The organism is Streptomyces sp. NBC_01426, from assembly GCF_036231985.1.
Taxonomy (GTDB): domain Bacteria; phylum Actinomycetota; class Actinomycetes; order Streptomycetales; family Streptomycetaceae; genus Streptomyces.
Genome location: NZ_CP109500.1, coordinates 6,773,305 through 6,799,874 on the forward strand (window position 1 = coordinate 6,773,305; position 26,570 = coordinate 6,799,874).

The 26,570-nt window shown below is 74.4% G+C and carries 26 protein-coding genes and 1 pseudogene; 15 read left to right on the forward strand and 12 right to left on the reverse strand.

Going from position 1 to position 26,570, the window contains the following annotated elements; translation table 11 throughout:
- Positions 1–75 precede the first annotated feature (75 nt).
- From OG906_RS30205 to OG906_RS30215, 3 genes are all read left to right on the forward strand, one after another.
- Entirely contained in the window at positions 76–519 is a 444-nt protein-coding gene (locus tag OG906_RS30205; RefSeq protein WP_267826957.1) for a hypothetical protein, read from the forward strand.
- A 30-nt stretch (positions 520–549) separates the two neighbouring features.
- Complete coding sequence (locus tag OG906_RS30210) at positions 550–1,392, forward strand: GNAT family N-acetyltransferase (RefSeq protein WP_329447250.1); 843 nt, start codon at positions 550–552, stop codon at positions 1,390–1,392.
- A 61-nt stretch (positions 1,393–1,453) separates the two neighbouring features.
- A complete protein-coding gene (locus tag OG906_RS30215) occupies positions 1,454–1,903 on the forward strand; it encodes a tetratricopeptide repeat protein (protein WP_329447251.1) in 450 nt (149 codons plus the stop codon).
- 45 nt (positions 1,904–1,948) lie between these two features.
- On the opposite strand, the gene OG906_RS30220 is transcribed toward OG906_RS30215, so the two are convergent.
- Positions 1,949–2,392, reverse strand: coding sequence for a subtilase-type protease inhibitor (locus OG906_RS30220; RefSeq protein ID WP_267826955.1), 444 nt, complete (start codon positions 2,390–2,392; stop codon positions 1,949–1,951).
- Between the two features lie 293 nt (positions 2,393–2,685).
- Between OG906_RS30220 and OG906_RS30225 the strand changes: the two genes are divergently transcribed.
- The 4 genes and pseudogenes from OG906_RS30225 (at position 2,686) to OG906_RS30245 (ending at position 5,473) form a co-directional block, all read left to right on the forward strand.
- Positions 2,686–3,423 carry an ABC transporter ATP-binding protein gene (locus OG906_RS30225; RefSeq protein ID WP_329447252.1) on the forward strand — a complete coding sequence of 246 codons (738 nt, stop codon included), beginning with the start codon at positions 2,686–2,688 and terminating at the stop codon, positions 3,421–3,423.
- Positions 3,417–4,373, forward strand: a pseudogene (locus tag OG906_RS43650) (FtsX-like permease family protein); the annotation flags it as partial. The gene OG906_RS30225 and the pseudogene OG906_RS43650, both read left to right, overlap by 7 nt.
- Before the next feature lie 38 nt (positions 4,374–4,411).
- Positions 4,412–4,738, forward strand: a complete 327-nt coding sequence (locus tag OG906_RS30240; RefSeq protein WP_329447254.1) for an ABC transporter permease — start codon at positions 4,412–4,414, stop codon at positions 4,736–4,738.
- Positions 4,739–5,095: 357 nt separating this feature from the next.
- Entirely contained in the window at positions 5,096–5,473 is a 378-nt protein-coding gene (locus OG906_RS30245; protein WP_329447255.1) for a hypothetical protein, read from the forward strand.
- A 63-nt stretch (positions 5,474–5,536) separates the two neighbouring features.
- Here the strand turns inward: OG906_RS30245 and OG906_RS30250 are convergent, their stop codons facing one another.
- Positions 5,537–6,148, reverse strand: a complete 612-nt coding sequence (locus OG906_RS30250) for a hypothetical protein (protein WP_329447256.1) — start codon at positions 6,146–6,148, stop codon at positions 5,537–5,539.
- 316 nt (positions 6,149–6,464) lie between these two features.
- Here OG906_RS30250 and OG906_RS30255 point away from each other — a divergent pair, with 316 nt between their 5' ends.
- On the forward strand, positions 6,465–7,412 hold the full coding sequence (locus OG906_RS30255; protein ID WP_329447257.1) for an RICIN domain-containing protein: 948 nt from the start codon (positions 6,465–6,467) through the stop codon (positions 7,410–7,412).
- An 85-nt stretch (positions 7,413–7,497) separates the two neighbouring features.
- On the opposite strand, the gene OG906_RS30260 is transcribed toward OG906_RS30255, so the two are convergent.
- The 3 genes from OG906_RS30260 to OG906_RS30270 form a co-directional block, all read right to left on the reverse strand.
- A complete protein-coding gene (locus OG906_RS30260) occupies positions 7,498–8,511 on the reverse strand; it encodes a glycoside hydrolase family 43 protein (RefSeq protein WP_329447258.1) in 1,014 nt (337 codons plus the stop codon).
- Between the two features lie 273 nt (positions 8,512–8,784).
- On the reverse strand, positions 8,785–9,246 hold the full coding sequence (locus tag OG906_RS30265; protein WP_267796445.1) for a Crp/Fnr family transcriptional regulator: 462 nt from the start codon (positions 9,244–9,246) through the stop codon (positions 8,785–8,787).
- A 309-nt stretch (positions 9,247–9,555) separates the two neighbouring features.
- Complete coding sequence (locus tag OG906_RS30270; RefSeq protein ID WP_053682076.1) at positions 9,556–9,858, reverse strand: hypothetical protein; 303 nt, start codon at positions 9,856–9,858, stop codon at positions 9,556–9,558.
- Between the two features lie 316 nt (positions 9,859–10,174).
- Between OG906_RS30270 and OG906_RS30275 the strand changes: the two genes are divergently transcribed.
- Positions 10,175–12,100, forward strand: a complete 1,926-nt coding sequence (locus OG906_RS30275; protein ID WP_329447259.1) for a glycoside hydrolase family 5 protein — start codon at positions 10,175–10,177, stop codon at positions 12,098–12,100.
- Positions 12,101–12,176: 76 nt separating this feature from the next.
- On the opposite strand, the gene OG906_RS30280 is transcribed toward OG906_RS30275, so the two are convergent.
- A complete protein-coding gene (locus tag OG906_RS30280; RefSeq protein WP_329447260.1) occupies positions 12,177–12,605 on the reverse strand; it encodes an ankyrin repeat domain-containing protein in 429 nt (142 codons plus the stop codon).
- Positions 12,606–12,936: 331 nt separating this feature from the next.
- Here OG906_RS30280 and OG906_RS30285 point away from each other — a divergent pair, with 331 nt between their 5' ends.
- Positions 12,937–15,663, forward strand: coding sequence for a DNRLRE domain-containing protein (locus OG906_RS30285; RefSeq protein ID WP_329447261.1), 2,727 nt, complete (start codon positions 12,937–12,939; stop codon positions 15,661–15,663).
- 84 nt (positions 15,664–15,747) lie between these two features.
- Here the strand turns inward: OG906_RS30285 and OG906_RS30290 are convergent, their stop codons facing one another.
- On the reverse strand, positions 15,748–16,155 hold the full coding sequence (locus OG906_RS30290) for a DUF3224 domain-containing protein (RefSeq protein ID WP_329447262.1): 408 nt from the start codon (positions 16,153–16,155) through the stop codon (positions 15,748–15,750).
- Positions 16,156–16,262: 107 nt separating this feature from the next.
- Here OG906_RS30290 and OG906_RS30295 point away from each other — a divergent pair, with 107 nt between their 5' ends.
- Complete coding sequence (locus OG906_RS30295) at positions 16,263–17,252, forward strand: helix-turn-helix transcriptional regulator (RefSeq protein WP_329447263.1); 990 nt, start codon at positions 16,263–16,265, stop codon at positions 17,250–17,252.
- 103 nt (positions 17,253–17,355) lie between these two features.
- Here the strand turns inward: OG906_RS30295 and OG906_RS30300 are convergent, their stop codons facing one another.
- Positions 17,356–17,853, reverse strand: a complete 498-nt coding sequence (locus OG906_RS30300) for a hypothetical protein (RefSeq protein ID WP_402302486.1) — start codon at positions 17,851–17,853, stop codon at positions 17,356–17,358.
- An 89-nt stretch (positions 17,854–17,942) separates the two neighbouring features.
- Here OG906_RS30300 and OG906_RS30305 point away from each other — a divergent pair, with 89 nt between their 5' ends.
- On the forward strand, positions 17,943–18,266 hold the full coding sequence (locus OG906_RS30305; RefSeq protein WP_329447264.1) for a hypothetical protein: 324 nt from the start codon (positions 17,943–17,945) through the stop codon (positions 18,264–18,266).
- A 19-nt stretch (positions 18,267–18,285) separates the two neighbouring features.
- Here the strand turns inward: OG906_RS30305 and OG906_RS30310 are convergent, their stop codons facing one another.
- The 3 genes from OG906_RS30310 to OG906_RS30320 form a co-directional block, all read right to left on the reverse strand.
- Positions 18,286–18,834: an adenylate kinase gene (locus OG906_RS30310; RefSeq protein ID WP_329447265.1), complete on the reverse strand. Its 549-nt coding sequence runs from the start codon at positions 18,832–18,834 to the stop codon at positions 18,286–18,288.
- Between the two features lie 62 nt (positions 18,835–18,896).
- Positions 18,897–19,730 (reverse strand): MerR family transcriptional regulator, encoded by an 834-nt coding sequence (locus OG906_RS30315; protein ID WP_329447266.1) that lies wholly within the window; start codon positions 19,728–19,730, stop codon positions 18,897–18,899.
- A 96-nt stretch (positions 19,731–19,826) separates the two neighbouring features.
- Positions 19,827–20,309: a hypothetical protein gene (locus tag OG906_RS30320; RefSeq protein ID WP_329447267.1), complete on the reverse strand. Its 483-nt coding sequence runs from the start codon at positions 20,307–20,309 to the stop codon at positions 19,827–19,829.
- Between the two features lie 552 nt (positions 20,310–20,861).
- Here OG906_RS30320 and OG906_RS30325 point away from each other — a divergent pair.
- The gene (locus tag OG906_RS30325; RefSeq protein ID WP_329447268.1) at positions 20,862–21,896 is read left to right on the forward strand and encodes a peptidoglycan-binding domain-containing protein; all 1,035 of its coding nucleotides are present in this window, start codon (positions 20,862–20,864) and stop codon (positions 21,894–21,896) included.
- 26 nt (positions 21,897–21,922) lie between these two features.
- On the opposite strand, the gene OG906_RS30330 is transcribed toward OG906_RS30325, so the two are convergent.
- Complete coding sequence (locus OG906_RS30330; protein WP_329447269.1) at positions 21,923–22,663, reverse strand: SDR family oxidoreductase; 741 nt, start codon at positions 22,661–22,663, stop codon at positions 21,923–21,925.
- Between the two features lie 214 nt (positions 22,664–22,877).
- Here OG906_RS30330 and OG906_RS30335 point away from each other — a divergent pair, with 214 nt between their 5' ends.
- Both OG906_RS30335 and OG906_RS30340 read left to right on the forward strand, forming a co-directional pair.
- Positions 22,878–23,951, forward strand: coding sequence for an RNA ligase (ATP) (locus OG906_RS30335; RefSeq protein WP_329447270.1), 1,074 nt, complete (start codon positions 22,878–22,880; stop codon positions 23,949–23,951).
- Positions 23,952–24,051: 100 nt separating this feature from the next.
- Positions 24,052–26,562, forward strand: coding sequence for a glycoside hydrolase family 3 C-terminal domain-containing protein (locus OG906_RS30340; RefSeq protein WP_329447271.1), 2,511 nt, complete (start codon positions 24,052–24,054; stop codon positions 26,560–26,562).
- Positions 26,563–26,570 lie beyond the last annotated feature (8 nt).

Below are 26,570 nucleotides of genomic sequence, written 5' to 3' on the forward strand. Positions count from 1 at the left end.
GAATCCGGCCCCCACTGGGGTGAGGTCCGGCCGCGTCCCTCCGCGTGGGCACGGACGGGCGGCTACAAACCGGACATGACGCTCACCCCCCGCCTCACCGGCGCCCTCCTGCTCTCCCTGCTCGCGCTGCCGGCTCCGGCCCTCGCCGCCCCCGCGCCGGCCCCGGCCCCGGGCCCGGCCGTCGCCGCCGGGCCGCACCGGCACTCGGCCGCCGAGATCAGCCGCTTCCTCACCGTCTTCTACGGCAAGCACGGTCCCTCCCGGTACGGCCGGGACCATCGCGTCTCGCAGGTGCTGAAGGACAAGCAGCGGGACAGCCCCCAGAGCGACGTGCTGCTCTGCGCCCAGGGGGAGCCCCGCAGCATCGCCGTCGGCCCGGTCACGGTCGCCGCCTCCGCGGGGGTCGGCTGGGCGACCGTCACCACCGGCTGGGACACCGAGCACACCGACACCTTCACCGCGTACGTACGGCTCGACTCCCAGCCGATCCGGCTCGATGACGTGATCTGCGCGGGCTGACCCCCGCGCCTGTCTGGTACAACACCGGGCATGACGGGATTCGAGATCGGCGGCGCGAGCGCCGCCGACATGGAAATGATCCGCGCCTGGGCCGACGAGGAGGGCTGGAATCCGGGTGACACCGACCGCTTCGCCTTCGCGGTCGCCGATCCCGACGGCTTCCTCGTCGGCCGGCTCGACGGTGAACCGGTGGCCTGCGTCTCCGCCGTGCGCTACGGCGCGGGCTTCGGCTTCATCGGCTTCTACATCGCCCGCCCACACGTCCGCGGCCAGGGCTACGGCATCCGACTGTGGAAGGCCGGCATGAGTCGACTCGACGGCCGCCTCGTGGGGTTGGACGGAGTGGTCGAGCAGCAGGACAACTACCGCAGGTCCGGGTTCCGTCCGGCGTGGAACAACGTCCGCCACGAGGGCGTGCCGCGGGCCGGGGACGACGGCGGGGTGCGCGTCGTGGACGCCGCCGGCCTCCCCTTCTCCCTACTCGCCGCCTACGACCGGCGGTTCTTCCCCGAACCGCGCGACGCCTTCCTGTCCGCGTGGACCGGACTGCCGGGCCGCACGGCCCTCGCCGCCGTCCGGGACGGTCGCGTCGAGGGACTCGGTGTGGTCCGGCCGTGCAGCGGGGCCTCCCGCGTCGGACCCCTGTACGCGGCCACGCCCGAGGTGGCCGCCGCCCTGCTGCGGCGGCTCGCGGAGCACGTCCCCGGCGGGGAGATCGCCGTGGACGTGCCCGACGCGAACCCGACGGCCACCGCCCTGCTGGCCGCGTTGGGGCTGGTCCCGACCTTCGAGGCCGCCCGGATGTACACGGGGGCGGCGCCCACGGTCGACCTGCCGGGGCTGTACGGTGTCGCGAGTCTCGAACTGGGCTGACGGCGAAGGGGAGTTCGCCTAGGCTGCGCGGGTCCGCAGAGCGTAGCCCGAGGGAGACACCGTGTCGTTTCTGCTCCTGCTCGTCGCCGCCGTGCTGAGCATCCTCGGGTGGATCGGCGACAACGACAGTTTGAGCACTGCCGGTTGGGTGGTCTGGCTGATCGGCATCCTCCTGCTCCTCCTGCGATGGTGGCGCAACCGCCGGAAGTTCGCGTCCGTGGAGCACGCGCGGGCCGCCGCCGAGGCGGGAGATCCCCGGGCGATGCGGGCCCTGGCCTCGATCCACAAACTGGGCGAGGACCACGCCGAGGCGGAGCGGCTGCTCCGCGCGGCGATCGAGCTGGGTGACGTGGAGGCCATGTGGGACATGGGCCGGCTCGTCGACCTCCGGGACGGACTCCCGGAGGCCGAGCCGTGGTTCAGGATGGCCGCCGAGCACGGCCACTTCTTCGCGAAGCGGATGTTCCGTGCCGGTCACGCCTTCAACATGGACGGCAAGAGTCCCCTGTGAGCCGGGCGGCGGTCGCACGACGCCGCCCGGACCGGGCACCGGGACTCAGATGCCGAACAGGACGCCGGTGCTGTTCCGCAGACCGCACGGGTTGCCGAACGTGTACGTGTAGCTGAGCCGGCGCCCCTCCCAGACCCCGTCGGCGGTGACCGTCATCGGGTTCCACTCCCTGGTACACGCGGCGTCCGCGCGGGGTTCGGCGAGTGCGTCCAGCGCACGCCCGTTCGCCCGTAACTCGGCGCAGGCGGCGACCGGGTCCGGGTGCGTGCCGCTCGGCCGCGGCGCGCACACCAGCGTCACCGCGCGCAGCACCGTGCCCTGGTCGGCGTCCGCGCCGGCCGTGACGCTGACCACGAGCGCGGAGGGCGCGTACATGCTCTCCGTGCCGGCGGGCGCGGCGTCGGCGACTCCTGAGCCGACCAGCGCGGTGAGGGCGGTGAGCGCCATGGCGCCGGTGGCCAGTCCCAGATTCCTGGTGATGGACCGCATTTCGAACACTCCTCGGGTGGTTGCTTCGGATAGCGGACGTGAGTCTTGCCCATGAGGGGCGGGAACGCCCGTTCGTACCGCTGTTTCACGTCACTGATCGTGATCGCATGAGTGCAGTCCGCAGCGGTGTCGAGCTGTTGACCTGTGGGTGAGCGCACCGTCGAATCGGCCGAAGACGCCCCTGAAACATCCCTGAAACACACGGAACGAGGCCTCGGGGTAGGGCCGGCCCCACCCTCGGGACTCGCCCCCGCCCCGCTGTTTCCGAAGCGCGCGGACGGTTGGGTGGAGGCATGGAAAACGACGCGATCCACCTCCGCGCGGTCAGCCGGATCCACGGTTCCGGCGACCACACCGTCACCGCCCTCGACCAGGTCACCCTCGGTTTCCCCCGGGGCAGCTTCACGGCGGTGATGGGCCCCTCCGGGTCGGGGAAGTCCACCCTGCTCCAGTGCGCCGCCGGCCTCGAACGCCCCACCTCCGGCACCGTCACCATCGGGGACACCGAACTCGGCGGGTTGAGCGAGACCCGCCTGACCCGCCTGCGCCGGGACCGGAGCGGGTTCGTCTTCCAGGCGTTCAACCTGCTTCCCGCACTGACCGCCGAACAGAACGTCGCCCTCCCGCTGCGGTTGGCCGGTCGCCGCCCCGCGAAGGCGGAGGTACGGGAGGCACTGGACCGGGTGGGCCTGCGGGACCGCGCCCGACACCGGCCCACCGAACTCTCCGGCGGCCAGCAGCAGCGCGTGGCGCTGGCCCGCGCGCTCATCACCCGCCCCGAGGTGCTCTTCGGCGACGAGCCCACCGGCGCGCTCGACTCGGTGACCGGCCGCGAGGTCCTCGCCGTGCTCCGCGCGATGGTCGACACCGAACGACAAACGGTGATCATGGTCACCCACGATCCGGTCGCCGCCTCCCATGCGGACCGCGTCGTCTTCCTCGCCGACGGCCGGGTCGGCTCCGAACTCACCGGCGCGAGCGCCGAGGACATCGCCGCCCACATGACGAAGTCGGCGGTCCTGCCGTGCTGAGCGTCGCCCTGCGCACCCTGCGCGCCCGCTGGATCACCCTCGTCGGCAGTTTCCTCGCCCTGTCCCTCGGAGTCGGCCTGATCGCCACCATGGGCCTCGGCCTCGCCGCCACCCTCGACGCGCCGCAGCGGCAGCCCGAACGGTTCGCGCGGGCCCCCGTCGTGGTCAAGGGTGCCGACACGCTGCGGGTGACGACCCCGGCCGGCGAACACACGGCCGCGTTGGCCCACCCCCGCGGCGTCGACCCCGCGCTGACGCGCCGACTCGCCGCCCTCGGCCCCGTCGCCGAGGACCGCTCCTTCCCGGTCCGCGTCCGGGGCCGGTCCCGGCAGCCCGTCGGACATCCCTGGGCCGTCGCCGCCTTCGCCCCGTACACCCTCGACGCCGGCCGCGCCCCGCGGTCCGACTCCGAGGTCGTCACCACCGGTTGGGCCCCGCCCGGCGAACGGCTCACCACCGACACCGGGACGCTCACCGTCGTCGGCACGGTCCGCCAACTCGGCTTCGAGGATGCCCTGTTCTACACGGACGCACGCGCCGCCCGCCTCTCACCCGCCGTCCCCCAGGTCGTCGTCACCGCCGACCCGGCCGCCGTACGGGCCGCCGTGAAAGCCTTCGCGGACCGGGACGGCCCCGGCGGAGCCACCGCGGCCGACGGCGTGGACGTCCGCGTCCTGACCGGCCGGGACCGGCGCCTCGCCGACCCCGACCCGGAACGCGACCGCGAAGCCCTGCTCGCCGTCAACGCTGCGCTCGGCACCGCCGGCGGCATCACCGGCTTCGCCTCCACGTTCGCCTTCGCCGTGGCCCAACGCCGCAGGGAGTTCGCGCTGCTGCGCACCACCGGCGCCACCCCGGGCCAGATCCGCCGCATGGTCCTCGTCGAGGCGCTGCTGCTCGGGGTGACGGCCTCACCCGGCTCGGCCTGCTGTTCGTCCTCGGCATCGCCCTCCTCTACACCGGCATCGGCCTCGCCAACACCCAGGTCATGGCCACCACCGAGCGGGTCGGCGAGTTCGCCGCGCTCCGGCTCGCCGGAGCCACCCGCCGACAGGTGCTGCGCCTGGTGGCGGGGGAGGCGCTGCTGGTCGTCCTGGCCGGGGCGCTCGTCGGAGGCCTGGTCGCCGCCCTCAACCTGGGGGGCGTGTGGGGCGCCCTCCACCTCCTCGACGTCCGGGTGCCGATCGTGGTCCCGTGGGAGACGCTCGGCGCCATCGTCGCGGCCTGCGCGGCACTCGCCGTGGTCTGCGCGGTGGCGACCGCCGCGGTGGCCCTGCGGCGCGGCCCGGTCGAGTCGGCCGGCGCCCGCACCTGAGGGGCGCCCCGCCCGCGACCGGAGCCGCGGGCGGGACGCCCCCCGGGAGGGGCCGGTTCAGCAGGCGTCGACCCAGTCGTGCGAGGCCACGGTGTCGTTGACCGGGAGGCCCTGCCCCTTGCCGGGGGCGGTGAACACGGTTCCGCCGGCGTTCAGGTCCGGGACCGCTCCGCGCACCGCACCTCGGCGCGCGCCAGGGCCCGTTCGCGGCCCGGAGACATCGCCGCGGCGGGCGACAGGGCCGCCGCCCGGGTACGGGCGGGGTCCGGGTACCGGTGTCCCGACACCCGCATGCACCGGGCCCACGCCCGGACGCCGTCGGCGTACCGGGGATGGGCCAGGACCCGCCCCCTGCGGATGGCGTCCAGGGCGTGGACGGTCGTCGAGGCCTGGAACCAGGCCCCGAGATCTCCGTACAACTCCCGCCGCGCCCCGGACACGCACCCCCGGTCGCTGCGCCGGACCACACCGCCCGTCGGGCGGGTGGTAGTCGAACCCCGCCCGGCGCATGCACGCGCGCAGCAGCCCCTGCTCCGCGTCGTGCAACAGGCGGGCGCCCTCGACGCCGGTCCGGGTGGGCCCGACATCCTGCGGGACGCGCGGCCCGTTCTCGGCGGCCGGGAGACAGCCGACGAGCAGGGCCGCCACCACCACGACGAGCACGCCGGCCGTCAGGGCGGACCGGGCGCGGCCACGCGACGGTACGAAGGACATGTCGGCTCCAGGACTGCGTGATCGGACCGGTGGGGGCAGGTCGGGACGGGCCCCGGCGCCGGTCGCCGGGGCCCGTGCGGAGGATCAGCCGGTGATGTTCACGGGCCGGTACGCGTGGTAGCCGTCGCGCCCGTTCACCCCGTACGAGTGCTGCTTGAAGCGGGTCCCCACGCCGCCCGCCTGCTCGTAGGACTTGTAGGCGGTGTGCCCGCTGTTGCTCCAGCCGGCGAAGATGACCACGTGCCGGAGGTCGGCGCTGTTGCTGTTCGCCTTCAGGACCAGGTCCCCGGGAGCCAGGTCCTTCATGGCGATCCGCCGGGTGAAGCCGTTGTTCTTGAGCCCCACCGTGTTGGGACCCGGCGCCGGCAGCCGCAGGGTCATGGACACGTATCCCGAGCAGTCCTGGCGGAAGCCGTCCTTCCAACGCTTGACCTGGCTGTACGGGACCGGTCGGCCGTTGTTCGCGGTCAGCCAGGTCTTCGCCCGGGCCAGCACCTGCGCCCGGCTCACGCCGGGCGCGCGGAGCGCCGCGTTCCCGGCCTGTTCGACCTGCCCGGCGGCGAACCGTTCCGTGACCGCGGCCGAGGCGGGCGGCTGGGCCGCCGGCGCGGCCGGAGCGGTCAACGCGACCGATCCGGCACACACCAGGGCGGTCAGCGCCGCCATGCCCCAACGGCCGCTCATGTTCTTGGACATCGTTACTCCCGTTTCGTACAAGGGGGGTGGGCCGGTCCGCGTGGCGGGGCATTGCGCCCCGCTCGTCCGGGTGGCTTCGCGCCGCCCGTCCAGGGCGCCACACGTCGGTGCCGGGGAAGCGCGAACGCTTCCACCCGGACCGCGGAGCCGATGCGTCAGAGTCTGTGGCGGCCCGTCAGGCCCCCGCAAGGTTGTCCCGTTTGCTTCGGGGATGTCGGGATCTCTAAGGTTCTGACCTGCTGGGGCATGAATGTCCCGGGACAGGGGGACGGCCTGTGGGGCAGCGTGCGCCGTCCGTTCGGAGAAGGGGGCCACCATGGCCGACGACGGCCGCCAGGGAGTCGGTCCGGCGCAACGGCTGGGCGAGGCGTTACGGGCGTTGCAGCAGCGTTCGGGACGTCCCTTGCGCTCGCTGGAGACCGAGGTGCTGATCAGTGACTCGTCACTGTCGCGGTACTTCCGCGGGAGCACCGTCCCGCCCTGGAGCACGGTGCGTGACCTGTGTCTGGCCCTGAAGGCCGACCCGACCGAGTACCGGCTCCTGTGGGAAGAGGCCGAACGCGCCCAACCCCGGCCGCCCGCGCCGACGGAGACCGCGCCGGCCACCGCCGACCCCCCGGACGAGAGCGCCGAGCGCGGCGCAGACGCCTCCACCGCGCCGCCCACCCGACGCGCGGCCTGGACCCGTGCCGTACGCACCCGGATGGGCAGCCGACGGGTCTGCGCCACCACGGGCGCGGTGGCCGGGGCGCTGGTCGGCGCCCTGCTCGCGGTCCTCGTGCTGCGCACCGTCGTCGACGCCGGCCACACCTCCGGGGACCCCCGGGCGGCCGCGGCCCCGAACGGCGGCCCGACGGGAGCCGGTTCCGCGGACAAGGGCCCGGGATCAGGGCCGGGGACCGCCGAGAACGCCCGGATCTTCGTCAACCGGAACACGGGCGACTGCCTGGACGACAGCCTGGAGAAGGGCCTGCGGTCCTTCGACTGCAACGGGATGAGCTACCAGCGGTGGACCGTGGAGAGCGCGCCCGACGGCACCCGGCAGGTGCGCAACCACGCCACCGGGGCCTGTCTCGACGCCGACGGCGCGGGGCTGCGCACCTCCGGCTGCGCCGCGGCCGCGTCCCAGAAATGGGTGCTCACGGCCTGGGGCGACGCGTCCGTCGAGGTCCGCAGCAAGGTCTCGGGGACCTGCCTGGACGACGGCCCGGCCGGGTTGCGTGACCTCGCCTGCGACCGGACGAACCATCAGAGGTGGGGCTGACGCCCTGGCTGGGCCCTGTCGTCGAAATGGCGCCGGTGGGCCCGGCGAGACGTTGACGACAGGGCCTGGGGGATCGGGCCGCCCGTCACCGTGCCCGGTCGCCGCGCACGACCGGGCGGCCGTCCTCGAACACGAGGTCGGCCAGGTACATCACCCGTCCCCGGCCGTCGGGGCTCCAGCCGTGGAAGAGGATCCGCTCCCGGCCGCCCGGTCCCGTCACGACGTCCTGGCCGCCGGGGCCGCGGACCGCGCCGGCGAGCGACTCGGTGGTCACCAGCGGGGTGGCCGCCTTCGTGTACGGGCCGGTGAGGGCGTCCGCCACCGCGTAGCCGATCTTGTACCCGGCGCCCCCGTAGGCGTCGGCCGAGTAGAAGAGCACGTAGTGGTCGCCGCGCTTGACGAGCGTGGGCGCCTCGACCAGCGAGCCCTCCCAGTCGCGGTCCTGGCGGATCAGCCGGACGGGCTCGCCGGTGGTACGGGTCCCGTCCCACGTGGTGGGTTGGAGGTGGATCCACGTGTCCGTCTCACAGCAGTTGCCGTCGCTCTTCCACAGCAGGTACCGCCGGCCGCCCTCGGTGTGGCTCGCCGCGTCGATGGCGCCTCCCGCCGCGACCGGGCAGACCAGCGGGGCGTCACCGGCCGGCCGGAACGGCCCGGCGGGCGACGAGGCGAGGGCGACGCCGACGCACTGCCGGCCGCTCGCCCGGTCGCGCGCGGTGTACTGCATCGTGAACCCGCGCCCGTTGGCGTACACCTCGGGGGCCCACACCTGGCCGGGCAGCTCCTCGGCCCAGGCGCCGAGGACGGGCAGCACGCTGCCGGGGTCCACGGACCAGTGGATCAGGTCGCGCGAGGTGGCGTGCTGGATGTTCTTGCCACCGGTGTTGGTGGCGTACGCGTGGTAGGTGGCGCCGACCTTGACGACGTCCGGGTCGGGGAAGTCCTGGTTCAGGACGGGCTCGCCGACGGAGGCGCGGGGGGCCGTCACGGGAGTCGTCGCGCCGGCCGCCCGGCGGGGGCCTGGGTCGGCGGAGGCCCCGACGGGGGCCGCGGCGAGCCACAGGGTCCCGAGGGCGGCGGCGAGCGCGGCGCCGATCACCCTGCGCAGCTGCCGAGAGGGTCGGGAGGGGGAGTGTCGCGGGTTTCGCCTGGGATCGCGGTGGGGGCTTCGGCGCGGGATGCGTCGGGGACGGCGCGCGGCGGGGGCTGGGGGCACGTGTTCCGCTCCTCGGGTGTCCGGGACCGACACCCTCGTCGAGCGGTGCCGGCGTCTCCTTCGACCCTGTGGAACGACGCACCGGATCCCGGGTTGCGCGGATCCCCGGTTCTGGGGGATCAGGGGATCCGGGGTCGCGCGGCGGGCCCCGTCACCTCAGCGCGTGGCGCCCGTGCGCGGGGCGTACAGGTCGATGAGCCGGGTGCGGGTCTGTTGCAACCTGACCGCGAGGACCCGTCCGACCCAGTGCCCGACCGAGGACCCGAACGCCGGATCGGCGTCCATCAGCATGCGTACGGTCGTCCCGTCGAACTCGTAGGCCCGTACCGGGGTCATCGCCTCGGCGCTGAGCTGCCAGGTGTACGGGGGGAACAGCCAGGACCAACCGACCAACTCACCGGGACCGAGGCTCTGGACGGGCGTGGGCCTGCGGCCGGGTACCGGGATCTCCAGCGTCACCGTGCCGGAGCGCACGATCCAGAAGGAGTCCGCCCGGGTGCCCTCGTCGAAGATCCGCGCGTTCTCGGGGAAATTGACCTCGCGGGCGTGCGACATCAGCCGTCCACGGTGCTCGGTGGACAAGACGGCGGCGATCCGGATGGGGGAAGGTGTGCTCACGACGGCCTCCGATCACGACCCCCCACTACGCTCCTGCTCCCCCCAGTGTCGCCGACTTCCGCCGATCCAGGGTGTGACCGCGGTGCGCGGCGGATCGGGGGCCCGGAGGGCCCGCAAAGGGGCCGTCGGGGCGATCCGTCGCACGGCGATCACCGAGGGTGACCGCGGTCTCCTCTCGTCGTGTGCCGCCGGGATCGGCGCGCTGTTCGCAGCCTCGGCCGATCCGTGGCGGAAGAAACCATTCCGGCGGCGCCGATCCCCGTGCGCCCGAGTCCCCGTGCCCCCGGTTCCCGCGATCCGCCGCGCGACTCACTCCTCGGCATTGGCCTCCAGGCAGGCCAGCTCCATCGCGTCCAGCACCGCCTCGTGGCTGCGCTCGCTCAGTTCCGCGACGTTCTCGATCTGCGCCGTGGCCCAGGCGGCGAGGGTCATCACCAGCACCCGCAGGCCGTCCGTGCCGTGCTCGGCGAGGATCGCGTCCGCGACGAGCATGGCGTCCTCCGGCACCTGCTCCGGTGGCTCCAGCCCCGCGAGGCCCCGCAGCATCGCGAGGGTGCGGCGGGAGATCTCCGGGGTCATCCTCGCCAGCCGCATGTCTTCTTCGTCGTCCATCCGCGCCCCGCCCTCCGGTGTCGTGCCCAACCCCTGAGGGCACGGTAGAGGCGCGGGGCCCGACGCGGGGCGGTTTCGCGGGGGTGGGCGTGCGGAAACGAGTGGCGCGCGGTGCCGTCTGTTGACAGGAACCGGACATGACCGAACGAAACGAACCGACGACCGTGCGTACCGGGCCCGCCCGGGCTCCCCGGAACCTCCGTCCCGCCCGTGAGCCGCGATCACTCCCGCCGAACGGCTTCCCCCCGTCGCGACCCACGGGTAACTTGACCGCGTCAACCGCCCGGCCCCGGGCGGCCGATCCGGCGGGAGCGACATGAACAGCCTTTTACGGGTGGCCCGTCACCTGCTTCCCGGCCTCCTCCTGCTCGCGGTCGCCGCCCCGCCGGCGCACGCCGCCCGACCCGCGCCCGTACCGGCGGCCGGTGCGGCGGCGGAGGCCGGTGCGTGGGCCGCGCCGCTCTCCACCCGGGGCCGGTACATCGTCGACGCCGAAGGCAACCGCTTCCGCCTGCGCTCCGGGAACTGGGACGGGGCCCAGGGCTCCTGGACCGGCTCCGGCGACCGCGGCGATCCCGCCACCCACCACAGCGGCCAGGACTCCCACGGCATACCGCTCGGGCTCGACCGCGTGCCCCTGCCCACCCTCATCACCGATTTCCGGGCCCTCGGCCTCAACAGCATCCGGCTCCCCTTCTCCAACGAGATGCTCCGCGCGAGCACGCCCGTCCCGGACGCGGCCGTCGCCGCCAATCCGGCCCTGCGCGGCCGTACCCCGCTGCGGGTGTACGACGCCGTGGTGTCCGCGCTCACCGACGCCGGCTTCGCCGTCATCCTCAACAACCACACCGGCACCACGCGGTGGTGCTGCGGTCTCGACGGCAACGAGCGCTGGAACAGTGGCCGCTCCACCGCCCAGTGGGCGGACGACTGGGTGTTCATCACCCGCCGCTACCGCGACAACCCGCGCGTGGTGGGCGCCGACCTCTACAACGAGGTGCGCCGCGACGTCCTCGACGACCCCAACTGGGGCCTGGGGGACGGCCACGACTGGCACGCCGCCGCCCAGGAGGCCGCCGACCGCATCCTCACCGAGGCGAACCCGAACCTGCTCATCGTCATCGAGGGCATCAACTGGACCGGCATCCCCCTCGACGGCCTCGCGCACGGCCGCCCGACCCTCACCCCCGTCCGCACGCTCTCGCACACCCTCGCCGTGTCCGGGAAGCTGGTCTACTCGGCCCACTTCTACGGATACACCGGCCCCCACCACAGCGGCGCCACCGGAATGGGCGAGACCCACGACCCCCGCTACCAGGACATGACCCGCGCCGAGCTGGAACGGACCCTGTACGACCAGGCGTTCTTCGTCTCCGCCGAAACGGGGAAGCACTTCACCGCCCCCGTCTGGATCAGCGAGTTCGGCATCGGCGCCGACGAGAACGGCGCCGCACCGCGCGCCTGGTTCGAGAACCTCACCTCCCACCTGACCGCCACCGACGCCGACTTCGCGTACTGGCCGTTGGTCGGCTGGAGCACCACGGCCCAGGGCGCCCCGGGCGGCGACAGCTGGGCGCTGCTCCGCTACGACCACACAGGCCGCCGCAGCGGAGCGCTCGACGCGGGCGACTGGCGCACCGGCCCCTGGTCCGCGCTCCTCGGCGCCCCCGGGCGCACGGGACCGGTTCCCGTCACCCCCGCCTGGTACCAACTCACCACCGACCACCGGGACCACAACGCCTCGCTGCTCACCCGGGCCGCCGGCGACTGGGACGTCGGGGCCCGCAAGGCGGTGTGCCCGGACGGCTCCCGGCTCGCCGGCCTGAGCCACACCGGGGGCCGGGGCCTGTGCGCCACGTCCGACCTGCGCGCCGCGGCGGGCGGCCACACCGTCGTCCGGGACGAACGACACGTCCCGCCGGGCGGTGACTGGGCCTCCGGGTACACGAAGTTCCAGTGCCCGAGCGGGCAGTTCCTCATCGGGTACGCGTTGCGCGGGGCCCGGGTCTCGGCCGGCCTGTGCGCGCCCGCCCGTACGGCCCTCCCGGCCGGTACCGGTCGTACGGTCTGGTTCGACCGGGGCGACGCCCGGCCTCCGGGCGACCCGGGTGGCGACTACGCCCACGGTCACCTCAAGGGCCAGTGCCGGTCGACCGAGTACGCGGCGGGCATCGCCTTCACCACCCGCGCCGCCGCCCGCCAGGGCCCGGCGGCCCTGCTCTGCCGCCCCCTGCCCGGATAGGTTCGGCGCGGCCGGGACTCGCCCGCCCCGGCCGCGGATCCGTCCCGGCGCCCCGCCGACGGATCGCGCGAGTCGATCACGTGCCGTCAGCCGTCGTCGGCAGCGCCTCCCGCAGCAGACGGGCGACGTCCTCCTGCTCCTCGCGCACCGCCCACTCCAGTGGGGAGAGCCCCTCTCCGTCGTCCTCGCGCAGCCCCGGATCGGCGCCACCCGCCAGCAGCGCGCGCACCGTCTCCACATGCCCCCAGCACGCCGCCGCGCACAGGGGCGTGCCGTCCGTGGGGCCATCGCTGTGCGCGTTCGGGTCCGCGCCGTGATCGAGCAGCGCCCGGACGCTGTCCGGGTTCCCCTGGACCGAGGCGACGTACAGGGCGGTGGTGCCGTCCGCGTCCCTGCCGTCGGGATCGGCCCCGGCGCCGATCAGCGCCTCCACCCGGGCCGTCGAGCCGTGTCCGGCGGCCTCGACCAGCTGCCGGGAAAGGCGTTTGCTCGTACGTCTGTTCATGCGCCCATGGTGCTACACGCCCTCGGCTCCGAGCGGGCGCGCCTCCCGGCCCGCAGGTGTGCCGGAGAAGAGCGTGAGCCCGCCGAAGGCACCCCGACGACCTGCGGGAACGGTCGCACGTCCGCTCGGCGGCCCCCGCGCCGGACTCCGCCGGGTCGTCGCATCCGGCCGGCCGCCGACCGCCGGCGGCCCGGGTCAATCTGCATCAAATAAGTCAAGTGTGATGACCGGCCCGGTGAATCGCCCTAGGGTGCGCCCATACCCGGGACCGAGGACGGCTCAAAGGCTGTTTTCGGCCACACCGCACACCGCACATCGAACTGGGGGGTTCATGCATAGATCCAGAGGGACGGCGATCGCTCTCGCCCTGTCCCTGGCCGGCACCGGCACGGCCATCGGCCTCGGCCTCGTCCCGCAGGCCGCGGCCGTCACCCCGCCCGTGGCCTTCACCGCCGACGCGCTGTCGACCTGGCAGCCCAACGGCGTCGTCTGGGCCCTCGCCGAAACCGGCGGTCAGGTCTTCGTCGGCGGCACCTTCTCGACCGTACGTCCCCCCTCGGGCGGCGGCGAGCAGTCGGCGGTGAACTTCGTGGCGCTCGACGCCGCGACCGGCGCCCCGACCTCCTGCGAGCTGGACTTCACCGTCGGCGGCGGCACCGCGACCGTCCGCGCGCTCACCCTCTCCCCGGACAAGAAGACCCTGTACGCGGGCGGCTACTTCGGCGCCGTCAACGGCACACCGGTCTCCAGCGTCGCCGCCATCGACGTGGCCACCTGCACGGTGAAGACCTCCTTCCGTCCGGCCTTCGCCGCCACCGTGCGCGCCCTCGCCGTCACCGGCGACACCGTCTACGCGGGCGGCGACTTCCTCACCGTCGCGGGACAGCCGCGCCAACGGTTCGCCGCCGTGGCCACGGCCGACGGCGCACTGCGCCCCTTCACCGCCGACGCGGACGATCCTGGCCGCGCCGTCGAGGTGACCCCCGACGGGGAGAACGTCCTCCTCGGCGGGGACTTCTTCACCGTCAACGGCACGAACAGCCACGCCCTCGCGGTCGTCGACGCCACGAGCGGCGCGCTCACCAGGTCCTACCCGGGCTTCATCGAGAACAACTCGGTCGTCAAGGACATCGCCACCGACGCCACCGGCTTCTACACCGCCAACGAGGGCACGGGCGGCGGCGTCTTCGACGGCCGCATCGCCGTCGACCTGAGCGACCTGAACCAGCGGTGGCGCGACACCTGCCTCGGCGCCACCCAGGCCGTGCTGCCCTACCAGAGCGTCCTGTACAGCGCCTCGCACGCGCACGACTGCTCCAGCGTCGGGGAGTTCCCCGACGGCCAGCGCCACCACCTCCTCGCCCAGCCGACGGCGAGCGTGGGCAAGCTCGGATGGGCCCCCGACACCAACGACGGCATCGGCGAGGGCATCGGCCCGCGGGTGATGACGATCGGCTCGAAGGGCGGTGCGCAGTACCTGTGGGTCGGCGGTGAGTTCACCACCGTCAACGGGGCCGCGCAGCAGAGCCTGACGCGGTTCTCCTCCACCGGGGACACCGGGGCGCCCACCGTCCCGGTCGCGAGCGCCGTCAGTTTCAAGCCGGGCGAGGTCCAGGTGCGCTGGCGCACCAGCCTCGACCTCGACGACAGCGCCCTGACCTACAAGATCTACCGCAACGGGGCGGCCGTTGCGATCGGCACGGTCACCGCGGACTCGCTGTTCTTCAGGCGCCCGCAGGCCTCCTGGACGGACACCACGGCCTCGCCCGGCCAGTCGTACACCTACCGGGTGGCGGCGACGGACGCCGCCGGCAACACCAGCGCCCTGTCGGGGACCTCGACCGTGACGGTGCCGACGTCCGTCGACGCGTACCCGAACGCCGTCCGCACCGACGGCGCCCAGCAGTACTGGCGCTACGACGAATCGGCCGCGCCGTTCGTCGCGGACTCCTCCGACGGGGGGAACCAGAGCGGCATCCACCTGAACGGCCCGGCCCTGCGCCAGACGCCCGGCGCGGTCACCGGCGCGAGCACGGCCATCGGATTCAACGGCACCAACCAACAGGTGTACGGCGACAAGCGGCAGAGCATCGGCGGCAGCTACTCGATCGAGACCTGGTTCAAGACGAACACCACCCGCGGCGGCAAGCTCCTCGGGTTCGGGAACAACCAGGACCGCAACAGCAGTCAGTACGACAAGCACATCTACATGACCAATGACGGCCGGCTCGTGTACGGCGTCTACACCGGGGCCACCCGCACCATCACGACCCCGGGCAGCTACAACGACAACCAGTGGCACCACGTCGTCGGCACCCAGGGCCCCGGCGGCATGACCCTGTACGTGGACGGCGTCCAGAGGGGAACCCTCAACGTCACCACCCACGAGAACTACACCGGCTTCTGGCACGTCGGCGCGGACAACCTGAACGGATGGCCGGACCGTCCGACGAGCGACTTCTGGGCCGGTCAACTCGACGAGAGCGCCGTCTACCCGACCGTGCTCAGCGCGGCGCAGGTGCAGAACCACCACACCCTCGCCTCCGCGCCCGCCGACTCCGTCGTCGAGGTCACGGCAGCCGAGGACACCTACGCCAACGCGGGCGCCCCGGGCACCAACTACGGCACCTCGGGCTCCCTCGCCGTGCGCGGCACCGCCCTGTACGCGAGCTACCTGCGCTTCAACCTGCCCGCCGCGCCCGCGGGCACGGTGCTCAAGTCGGCCACGCTCGCGGTCAAGACCAGCACGATGAGCGGAGCCGGCACCACCGACACCGTCTCGGTGGTCCCGATCACCGGCGCGTGGACCGAGGGCGGGACCACGTACACCAACCGCCCCGCCCTCGGCACCCCGGCGCTCGGCAGCTTCCCGGGCATCCCGGACGGCTCGGCGGTGCACAGCACCGGGTTGGACACGGACACCGTCGCGGGCGCGCTGGGCGGTTCCCACGGTCTGGCCCTGACGAGCGCGGGCACGGACGCGTTGTGGCTGTGGTCCTCGGAGGCCGCCGCCAACGAGGGGACACCGCGCCTGACGCTGACCTTCGGCGCGCCGTGATCCGATAGCGGGACCGGTGGGGGCGCGGACCGACCGGTCCGCGCCCCTTCGCGTGCCGCCCCGCGACCGCCCGGACGGCTGTTCCTAACCCAGGTCGTACGTGAACGCGTACGCGACGGAGGGCTCGCCGTGACGGGCGGTGAAGGAACCCGAACCCGAGAGGCCCGCCAACTCTCCCGTGGCGCTGCCCGGGACCACCGAGAACGTGCAACGCGTGGTGCCGTCGGCGTCGAAGGTGCCGCGCTCCTCCCACACGAACGTGCCCGCGCGCCCGTCCACCCGGCCCGCCACCAACTCCATGCCGGCGAAGCCGCCCGAGGTCGGCGACGCGTACGCCACCGTGTAGTCACAGGTCGTCGCGGCGGCCTCGACACCCCCGGAGAAGGCGTTGGTGACGGTGGCGTGAGCCAGGCGCGGCGTCGCGTCGGCCGGGCCGACCGGAAGTTCCTTCCAGTCGGCGAAGGTGAAGGTGCCGGTCGTGGACGTGGGCATGCGGGGCTCCCGACTCTCTGCGGTCGGGCAGGACCTCCGCCCGATGTGTGAGCAGCATCGACGGCATACCTGACACCCTCTGTCAGGTATGCCGCGACAATGGCGCCATGCGCGCCGACCGTCTCCTCTCGCTGCTGCTCCTGCTCCAGAACCGCGGCCGGATGACCGCGCCCGAACTCGCCGCGGAACTGGAGGTCTCGGTCCGCACCGTCTACCGGGACGTCGAGGCCCTCGGCGCCTCCGGAGTGCCCGTGCACGCCGACCGCGGGCCCGCCGGGGGATACCGGCTGATGGACGGCTACCGCACCCGGTTGACCGGACTCACCGACGCCCAGGCCGGCTCGCTCTTCCTCGCCGGCGCCCCGGGACCCGCCGAGGAACTGGGCCTCGGCGCCGACCTGGCCGCCGCACAGCTCAAACTCCGGGCCGCGCTGCCCGTCGAACTCGCGACCCGCGCCGAGCGGATCCGGGCCCGTTTCCACCTCGACGCCCCGGCCTGGTTCCGCGAAGTGGACCCCGTCCCGCACCTCGGGCGGATCGCCCGCGCCGTGTGGGACCAGAACGTCCTGGACGCCCACTACCGCCGACCGTCCGGCCCGGTCCGGCGCGAACTGCATCCGCTCGGCCTCGTCCTCAAGGGAGGCATCTGGTACCTCGTCGCACGGTCCGGCGAAGCACGGTCCGGCGAAGCCCCGCGGACCTACCGCGTGGGCCGGTTCCTCGCCGTGGACGTCCTCCCGGACACCTTCGAGCGGCCCGACGACTTCGTGCTCGCCGCGCACTGGGCCGCGACCTCCGACCGCCTCCGGACCGCGCTGAACCCGCAGACCGCCCGGCTGCGCCTCTCACCCCGCGGCCGGACCCTGCTGCCCATGCGGTTCGGGGCGGCCGGAACGCGGGCCCTCGCCGCCGCCGAGGCCGCGGGGGAGGACGCCGACGCGGACGGCTGGACCCGGGTGGACCTGAGCGTCGAGACGACCGCCGTCGCGGTCGGCGACCTGCTGGGCCTCGGGGCGGAGGTCGAGGTCCTCGGTCCGCCCGAACTGCGCCGGGCCCTCGCCGAGACGGCCGCCGCGCTGGCGGACCTGTACGGATGAACCGCGCCGGCGCGCCGACCCCGTGGCCCGCAGCCCCCGTCAGGCCCGGCCCGTTCTGTTCCGTTCAGGCCCGCCCGTTTCCGTCCGGACCCGATCCGTTCCGTCAGGTCCGGCGCGGGGGTTCCACCTCCAGGAAGCGGCGCCGGCGAGGCCCCCGGTACAGCAGGCACACCCATCCGAGCGCCTCCAGCACCGCCGCGCACGCCGTCAGCCGCTCCTGCTCCTCCTCCGCCGCCCCGCCTCCGGCCGGGCCGAGCCAGGTGACCTCCACCCGCCCCGCCTCGGCCCCGGCCGCCACCCGGTACCCCGTGCGGATCCGACGACCTCGCTCGTCCACCGCCGACGCCGCTATGCCCGCCGCCTCCAGGGCCAGGGCCACCGCGCGCGGCATGCGGCGCACCTCCCAAGGCGCGGGAACCGACGCGACGCCCGAACCGTTCACCAGCCGGCGGATCTGCACCATCCCCTCGTACGCCGTGCGCAACTCGGCGGCCCGGGCGGAGTCGGCGCCCGACTCCCCGGGCCCGCCGGCCGCTGACTCCGCCCGGATCTCGTCGCCGGTCGCGGGCTCGAAGCCCTGCCCGCCCGGTCCTTCCGTCACCGCACACCATCCCGTCTGAGTACCTCGTGCCCAACGGCCTGAGTATCCGCCCCGATTCCCCGGCGCGCTCCCACTGGTCGAATGGGGACATGACTTCAGAGGCCGCGCAGAGCGCACACCACCCGCGCATGCGGCACGTGACCACCGCCGGGTCGGCGCTGGCCGTGGCGCTCGTACCCCTCGTGGTCGGCGTGCTGCTCGCCAAGGCCATGGCCGCGGACCCCTACACCCCGGTCAACGCCCTGATCGCGGGCGGCGGCCGGCGCGCGGGCCTGCCCCGCGCCGAGTGGAGCCGCCGCCGGCACGAGGCGATCACCCGCCTGCGCTCCGCCCGCCACGGCACGGCCCACACGGCCCGCCGCTGCGCCCAGGCCTGCGGACGACGCCTGCCCGACCGCACGGCCCGGCCCTGACCGACGATCGCGGCGACCCTCAGCCGGCCCGCCGCGTCCGGAGCCAGGTGTCCGCTTCCGCGGGCGTGCGCAGGCGTACCACGCGCAGCGGGGCGAAGCGGGGGTCGGCGGCCAGGCCGCCGATCTCGGCCCGCCGGTCGGCGTACCGGGACCAGGCCCACCACGCGGGATGGTCGGACCGCAACCACTCCCGCCAGGCCTCCCGGTTGCCGTTGAACAACCGTTCCCGCGACAGGCTCCGGCGCAACGACCGCAGCAGTACCCTCCGCATGACCACGGACCGCCGGTGGTCCAGCCAGACCACCGTGTCGGCCCGCGCCCAGAGCAGGTCCCGGACCGCCGCCGGGCCGGAGGAGTCGAGCACCCACAGCCCGGTCGCGGCGATCCGTTGCATGTCGGCGACGTACGTCTCGCTGACCGCCCACCCCGGACCGCCGAAATGGAGCGCGTCCACCTCGTGGTACGGCAGCCCGAGCCGCCGACCCAACGCCCGGGCCAGGGTGGACTTGCCGGCTCCGCTGATGCCACGACGAGTACGCGCTGCACCAGCGGAGCGTATGCCGCCCACGACCGGCCGGCCAGAGGTCGGCGCGCCAAGGGCCAGCCCGCCAGGGGGCAGTCGGCCGGGTGTCAGTCGGCCAACGGCTCCTGCAGTTCCGTGACCCACTGCGCGCGGTCGTCGGGGCAGTCCAGGTTCAGCTCGCGGGCATACCCGGCCGAGCGGTGGCCGTGCGCGTCGATCCAGCGTGCCAACGCCTGCGCGGCCGGCAGCACGTCGTCCATGGCGCCCCGGTGCACCAGCGTCGCCGCGCGCTCCACGCCGGGCAGTTCGACGATCCGCACGGCGCCCCCGAGATCCTCGGCGCGCACGGCGGCCGGGACGGGGAGCCCCGCGTGCACCAGGACCGATCCGGGTCCGCGGTCCGGGGCGGCCTCGTAGTAGGCGAGACCGGGGCCGGTCGGGACCACCCCGGCCGTCCCGATCCGGTGGCACAGGTCGTCGTACAGCGGGCCGATGACCGGGCCGATGTCCTGCGGGGCGTAGCTCGCCGCGACGCCGGTCAGTTCGGCGAGCCGGACGGGCGGAAGGCTCTTCACGACGATCTCGTCGGTGGGCATGGTTCCCTCGCTCTCGATGGTCCGGAGCCTCGTCTCGACCTGGTGCAGCCGGGCCGCGGCGGCGGCCATGGCGCTCTCCAGTTCCGCCTGCCGCAACCGCAGCATGCCGCGCAGCTCGTCCGCGCCCAACCGCTCGTTCAGGATCGCCCCGACCTGTTCCAGGCTGAAGCCGAGATCCTTGAGCGCGATGACACGGTTGAGGCGGGCGAGTTGCTCGGCCTCGTAGAAGCGGTAGCCGGTCGAGGGATCGACACGCGCGGGGCGCAGCAGCCCGAGCGCGTCGTAGTGACGCAACATGCGGACCGACACCCGGCCGTGTTTGGCGAAGTCTCCGATGGTGAACACGATGTCTCCCAGTGCAGGCCCTGACACGGGGGGAGAGTCAAGCACGGCCGGGCGGGGACCCGACGCCGTGCGGGCGGGAAGGGGAATCGGGGCCGGTCAGCGGCCGTACTGACGCACGCAGAGGTCCACGATGGACGGCGGCACTGCGCCCTCCGCGGCCGCGCACAACTCGTCGCCGCGCGGAGCCCGGGGCGCGGACCGACGCGGGAGGTGCGGCGAGGCGGCCTGGGGCGGCCGTACGCGCCGGGGCGCGGCGGGCCGCGCGGGCGCGGCGGTCGGTCGGGCCGCGCGCGCCGGCGCCCTGCCCGTGTCCGTGTCCGAGGTCGCGTCCGCGTCCGTGGCCCGTGCCGGTTCGTCGGTACGGGCAGGCAACGGGCCCAGGGGCAGGGCGCGGGAGAGCGGCAGCGTCGGCGGGGTGTCGGACGCGTCCCGGTCGGCCGCGGCGTCCGCGGCGTCGACGGGCGGTACGGAACCCCGGCCCGGGCCCGGGGGAGAGGACTCCGGGCCCACGGAGACACAGCCGGCGGTCGCGAGAAGCGCGAGGAGGGAGAGGGGCAGGGCGGCCCGGCGTAACTGCATGTGTCCACCATGCCGTACCCCGGACGGCCCGGATTCCGCCGCTCACGCGTCCGGGTGACGGGGCGTTGGCGGGCGGTTCGCGTCGGCGGGCGCGTCGGCGGGTGGACGCTCCCGTTGCCGAATCGATTCGTCACGGGGCGGCCCGGAACACCCGACCCGGTCGCAGAAGGGGCCCGCGACGCGGACGGCCGGCGCTCCGCGTCCGCGGCGCGCCGGCCGTCCGAGCGGGAACGCTCCGCGGGCGGTCCGCCGGCGTGACCACCTCGGAGAAGGCGGTGCCCGCCGTCGGGACCAACGACCCCTCCTCCTTGGACGGATCGGGCGGATCGGACATCAGGCTTGACCGGGGGCATCCCGGGGGGAAGAGTGCGCCCCGATCAAGAACCACGGTCTGAGCCGCACGTCGGAGCTGCCTCACATGCCCATGTCCGTCCCCGGTCCCGGCGTCGACGCGGGCACGGTCCCGGTCGCGCGGCGGTGCAGGGCCTGACCGGCCGGGAGGGGGTCGGCGACGCACCACCGTGTCGACCTCCGCACCTGCCGGGAGCAACCGTGTCCCACCCCACCGACGAGAGCGGGATCGTGCCCGACGACCACCTGCTCGTACGCCCGTACATCGCCCTGTCGGGCCACCCGCCCCGTTCGGCGGACCCCGCCCGACCGCGCACCGAACCCGCCGGCGCCCCGTACCCCGCCGATGCCCCGTACCCCGGCAGCGGGTCGGCCCCGGCGCACACGCCCGCGTGGCACGCACAGGACCCGACCCCGACCGCTCCGCACGCCCCCGCACCGCCGACCGTCGCCGCACCCGTACCCACTCCCGTACGGGCACCCGCACCGGCACCCGTTCCCGTTCGGGCACCCGCACTCGCACCCGCTCCCGTACGGGCACCCGCACCGGCACCCGTTCCCGTACGGGCACCCGCACCCGTACCCACTCCCGTACGGGCACCCGCACCGGCACCCGTTCCCGTTCGGGCACCCGCACTCGCACCCGCTCCCGTACGGGCACCCGCTCCCGTCGCGCGGGAGCGGGCGGGCCGGTTGCCGCTGGTGACCCTGGCCCTGCTCGGGCTCGCCGTCGCGGGAGGCCTGGTGTACCTGACGGCCGGGCCCGAACCCGAGTCCCCGAGGGTCGCACCACCTTCCGGGCTGTCCGTACCGGTGCTCCCGGCCCGCAGCCCGGACGCCGGGCCCGACGAGGACGGCTCCCAGCCGCCCGCGCCCGCCGGCCCCGCCGTGCCGTCGGCCTCCGCCTCGGCGTCGGGTGCGGCCGGAAGGGGAGCCGACGCGCCCTCCACTCCGCCCGGGCGGGGGGCGGCAACCACCGCCCCCGCGTCGCCGAGCCGGCCGCCGTCCGCGTCACCCGGAAATGGCACCTCCGGAACCCTGAAGCCGGGCGATCGCGGGTCGGAGGTCCGTGCGTTGCAGGAGCGTCTCCACGGCCAGGGGTTCACGTACGTCTCCACGACCGGGGTGTACGACGAACAGACCCGGCGCGGTGTCGCCCAACTCCAGAGCGACCGGAGCATCACGGGGGACCCCCGGGGCATCTACGGCCCCGCCACCCGGGCGGCCTTCGACTGAGCGACCCGGGCGGGCCGGCGCGGGGCTCAGCGCCCGCCGGACACCCGCAGGACGGCTCCCGTCGTGTACGAGGCTTCGGGGGACAGCAGCCAGGCGATCGCCCCGGCCACCTCGTCGGGCAGTCCGGCCCGGCCGAGGGGGATCCCGGCCGCTGCCCGGGCCGGCCGGTCGGGGTCGCCCATCGCCGCGTGCATGTCCGTCTCGATGATGCCGGGGGCCACGGCGTTGACCCGGATCCCGTCCGCCCCCAGCTCCTTGGCCAGGCCCAGGGTGAGGGCGTCGGTGGCGGCCTTCGTCGCCGCGTAGTGGACGTAGTCCCCGGGGCTGCCGAGGGTGGCCGCCGCCGAGGACACGTTCACGATCGCCCCTCCGGTCTCCGCCATGTCCCGGGCGGCCCTGCGGCAACAGAGCAGGTAGCCGAGGAGGTTCACCTCGACGATGCGTCGCAGGTCCTCGGTCCGGGCGTCGGCGAGCCGGCCCAGCGGTCCGGTCACCCCGGCGTTGTTGACGAGGCCGGTGACGAAGCCCAGTTCCGCCCCGGCGATGTCGAAGAGCCGCTCCACGGCGCACTCGGTCGAGGTGTCACCGCGTACGGTCACGCAGCGCGCCCCGGTCGCCCGTACGCGCTCCGCGGTGGACTCGGCGGCCGTGTCGTCCCGGGCGTAGCCGAGAGCGATGTCGTGGCCGGCGGCGGCGAGCCGTACACAGGTGGCCGCTCCGATGCCCCTGCTGCCTCCCGTCACGACGGTGACCGGACGAAGTGACATGCGAGCCTCCTGTGGGGCGTGGTGCGCGGGCCGCGCCCTCGACCCACGAACGATCGGTGACGACGGATCCTCGCCGGCGCGGCAGGCTAACACCGCGATAACCGCTGGACCAGCGTAAATGGCGCGGCGGAGAGTGGTCGTGGATGTCGCAGGGCCGACGCCGTCCCGCCCGGCGACATCCACGACCACCGACCCGCATCCCGAGGAGGCAGCCATGTCCACCCTGCGCGTGACCGCCGAGCAACTGACCGTCCACGAGCATCCGAACGCCGACGCCCTGGAGTTGGCCCAAGTCGGCCTCTACCGGGCCGTCGTCGCGAAGGGCGCCTACCGCACCGGGGACTTCGCCGTGTACATCCCCGAACAGGCCGTCCTGCCCGACGTGTTGATCGCGGAGTTGGGGCTCACCGGGCGACTGGCCGGCGGCGCGGCGAACCGGGTCAAGGCCGTGCGACTGCGGGGCGAACTGTCGCAGGGCCTGGTGTGCCGGCCCGCCGCGCTCGCCGGGGTGGATCTGGAGGTGGCGTCGAAGGAGGACGCCGACTTCGCCGAGGTCCTCGGGATCACCAAGTGGGCCCCTCCCATCCCGACGACGATGAGCGGCGACGTGGAATCCGCCCCCGACCTGCTGCCCTGGGTGGACATCGAGAACCTCCAACGCTACCCGCGGATCTTCGAGCCCGGCGAACCCGTCGTCCTGACCGAGAAACTCCACGGCACGGCCTGCCTGTTGACGTACGTCGCGGGAGAGGGGCGCGTCCTGGTCTCCTCCAAGGGCTTCGGTGCGAAGGGACTCGCGCTGAAGGAGGACGAGCGCAACCTGTACTGGCGGGCCGTCCGCGGCCACCGGGTCCCGCAGGCAGCGGCGCGGCTGGCCGAGCGGCTCGGCGCGAGCAGGATCGGCGTCTTCGGCGAGGTGTACGGCTCGGGCGTACAGGACCTGGCCTACGGGACGGACGCGCGCACGGCCGACGGGCCGCCCGGGTACGCGGTCTTCGACCTGTCCGCCGAGATCGACGGACAGGTGCGCTGGTTGGACCCGGCGGACCTGCTCACGGACGAACTCCCGCTGGTTCCACGGCTGTACGAGGGACCGTACGACCTCGACACCGTCCTGGAGGTGGCCACCGGCCGGGAGAGCGTGTCCGGCCGGGCCGTTCACCTGCGCGAGGGCGTCGTCATCCGTCCGGCGGCCGAACGGTACAGCCCGGTCGTCGGCGGGCGGGCCATCGCGAAGGCCGTCAGCCCGGCGTACCTGACCCGCAAGGGAGGCACCGAGTACGAGTGAGCGCGCGGCGTCGGCCGTTGACAGCCGGTCGGGGCGCCCGGATCATCTGGGAGAGCGCTCTCCCTGAGCCTCGTTCGGCAGTCGGAACGAAAGGGACGCCATGGGCGACGGAGGCAGCGACGACGTGGAACGGCTCGTCGACAAGCTCGACCCGCACCGGCGGGTACGCCTGCTCACGGGTGCCGACACCTGGCGCACCCCCGCCGAACCCGCCATCGGAATGCGCGAGTTGGTGTTCTCCGACGGACCGGCCGGAGTGCGTGGACCCGGTTGGGACGAGCGCTCCACCGCGGCCCTGCTCCCCTGCGCCGGCGCCCTCGGCGCGCTCTGGGACGAGGAACGGGTCAGGCTGCTCGGGGAACTGCTCGGGGGCGAGGCGCGCCGCAAGGGGGTGCACGTCCTCCTCGCGCCCCAGCTCAACCTGCACCGCAGCCCGCTCGCCGGACGCCACTTCGAATGCTTCGCCGAGGACCCCTCGCTGGCCGGCCGCACGGGGGCGGCTCTCGTGCGGGGCATCCAGTCCTGCGGTGTCGCCGCCACCGCGAAGCACTACGTGGCCAACGACTCCGAGACGCAGCGGCTGACCGTCGACGTCCGCGTCGACGAGCGGGTGCTGCGCGAGCTGTACCTGGCGCCCTTCGAGGCGGCCGTGCGCGCCGGCGTCTGGCTGGTGATGTCGGCCTACAACAGCGTCAACGGGACCACCATGAGCGAGAGTCCGCTGCTCGCGGACCCGCTGAAGGGGGAGTGGGGGTTCGACGGTGTGGTCGTCTCGGACTGGGGCGCGGTCCGCGCGAACGTCGAGGCGGCGCGGGCCGCGCAGGACCTGGTGATGCCGGGCCCCGGCGGGCCCTGGGGCGAGGCGCTGGTCGAGGCGATGGACGAGGGCCGGGTCCCGCCGGAAGCGGTCGAGGACAAGGTGCGTCGCCTGGTGCGCCTCGCGTCCAGGGTCGGAGCCCTCGACCGACCGGACCCGTCGGACCCGCCGGGCGCCTCGGGTCGGCCGGGCCCGTCGGACCGGCCGGGCGTCTCGGATCAGCTGGGCCCGTCGGACCGGCCGGGCCCGTCGTGGCCGGCGGACCGGGTGCGGGCGGTGGTGCGGGAGGCGGCCGCCGCCGGGTTCGTGTTGCTGGAGAACCGGGGGGTACTGCCCCTGGACGTGGAGGCGTTGGGGAGCGTCGCCGTGATCGGGACGCACGCCGACGAACCCCGGGTGCAGGGCGGCGGCAGTTCCGAGGTGTTCCCGGACAGGGTGGTCACCCCGCTGGGCGGGTTGCGGGCGGCCCTGCCCGAACGGGTCCGGGTGGTGTACGCGCCGGGCCCGAGACCCGCCGCCGGCGCGGGACCCGCCCCGCTGGGGCCCCGGCACGCCCGGGACCCGGAGAGCGGGGCTCCCGGCGTGCGGCTGCGCGTGCTCGACGCCGACGGAGCCGTACTGCACCACTCGCTCCAGCCCTCCGGCAGGATCCTGGAGCCGGCACTGCCGCCCGGCGCGCACACCGTCGAGCTGGCCGCGGACCTGTACCCCGACACGACCGGGCCGTGGACCCTGGGGCTCGGCGGGTTCGGGCGCCTCAGCGTCACCGCCGACGGAACCCCCCTGCTCGACGGGGAGTTCCCGGCCGAGACCGACGACCCGGCCGTCGTCCACGTGCGACCGCCCCAGCACACCGCCCGCGTCCACCTCACGGCCGGCCGTCCCGCCCGGATCGTGGCCCGCCGCACCCTGGCCCCCGGAACCGGCCGGGCCACCGTGCTGACCGCGGCAGGGCCCGAGCCCGACCCCCGGCGCGCCCGCGCCGACGCCGTGGCGGCCGCCCGGGCCGCCGATGTCACCGTCGTCGTCATCGGCACCACGGAGGGCGACGAGTCCGAGGGACTGGACCGCACCACCCTCCAACTGGACGCCACGCAAGCGGAGTTCGTACACGAGATCGTGCGCGCCAACACCCGTACGGTCGTCGTGGTGAACTGCGGCGCGCCCGTCGAGCTTCCCTGGCGCAAGGACCCCGGCGCCGTGCTCCTCACCTGGTTCCCCGGACAGGAAGGCGGGCACGCCCTGGCCGACGTGCTCCTCGGCCGGGTCGAGCCGGGCGGCCGGCTCCCCACCACCTGGCCCGCCACTCTAGCCGAGGCCCCGGTCCACCAGACGCGCCCCGTCGAGGGCGTCCTCCCGTACGAGGAGGGCCTGCACATCGGCCATCGGGCCTGGCTGCGATCGGGCACCGAGCCCGCGTACTGGTTCGGCCACGGACAGGGATACACCACCTGGGCGTACGAGGACCTGGGCCGCCCCGAACCCGCGCCCGGCGGCCACGAGATTCCCGTCGTCCTGCGCAACACCGGCACCCGGCGCGGTCGTGAAGTGGTCCAACTGTACGTGTCCCGACCCGAGTCGACGGTGGAGCGGCCGGTGCGCTGGCTCGCCGGATGGGCGGCCGTGGAGGCCGGACCGGGGGAGCGGGTGACGGCGTACGTACGCGTGCCCGAGCGCGCCCTCCAGTACTGGTCACCGGAGCCTCGGGGTTGGGTGACCGAGCCGGGGCGGTTCACGCTGCTCGCCGGTCGCAGCGCCGGGGACCTGCCCCTGCGGGCGGCCCTCGACGTCTGACGGGCGGC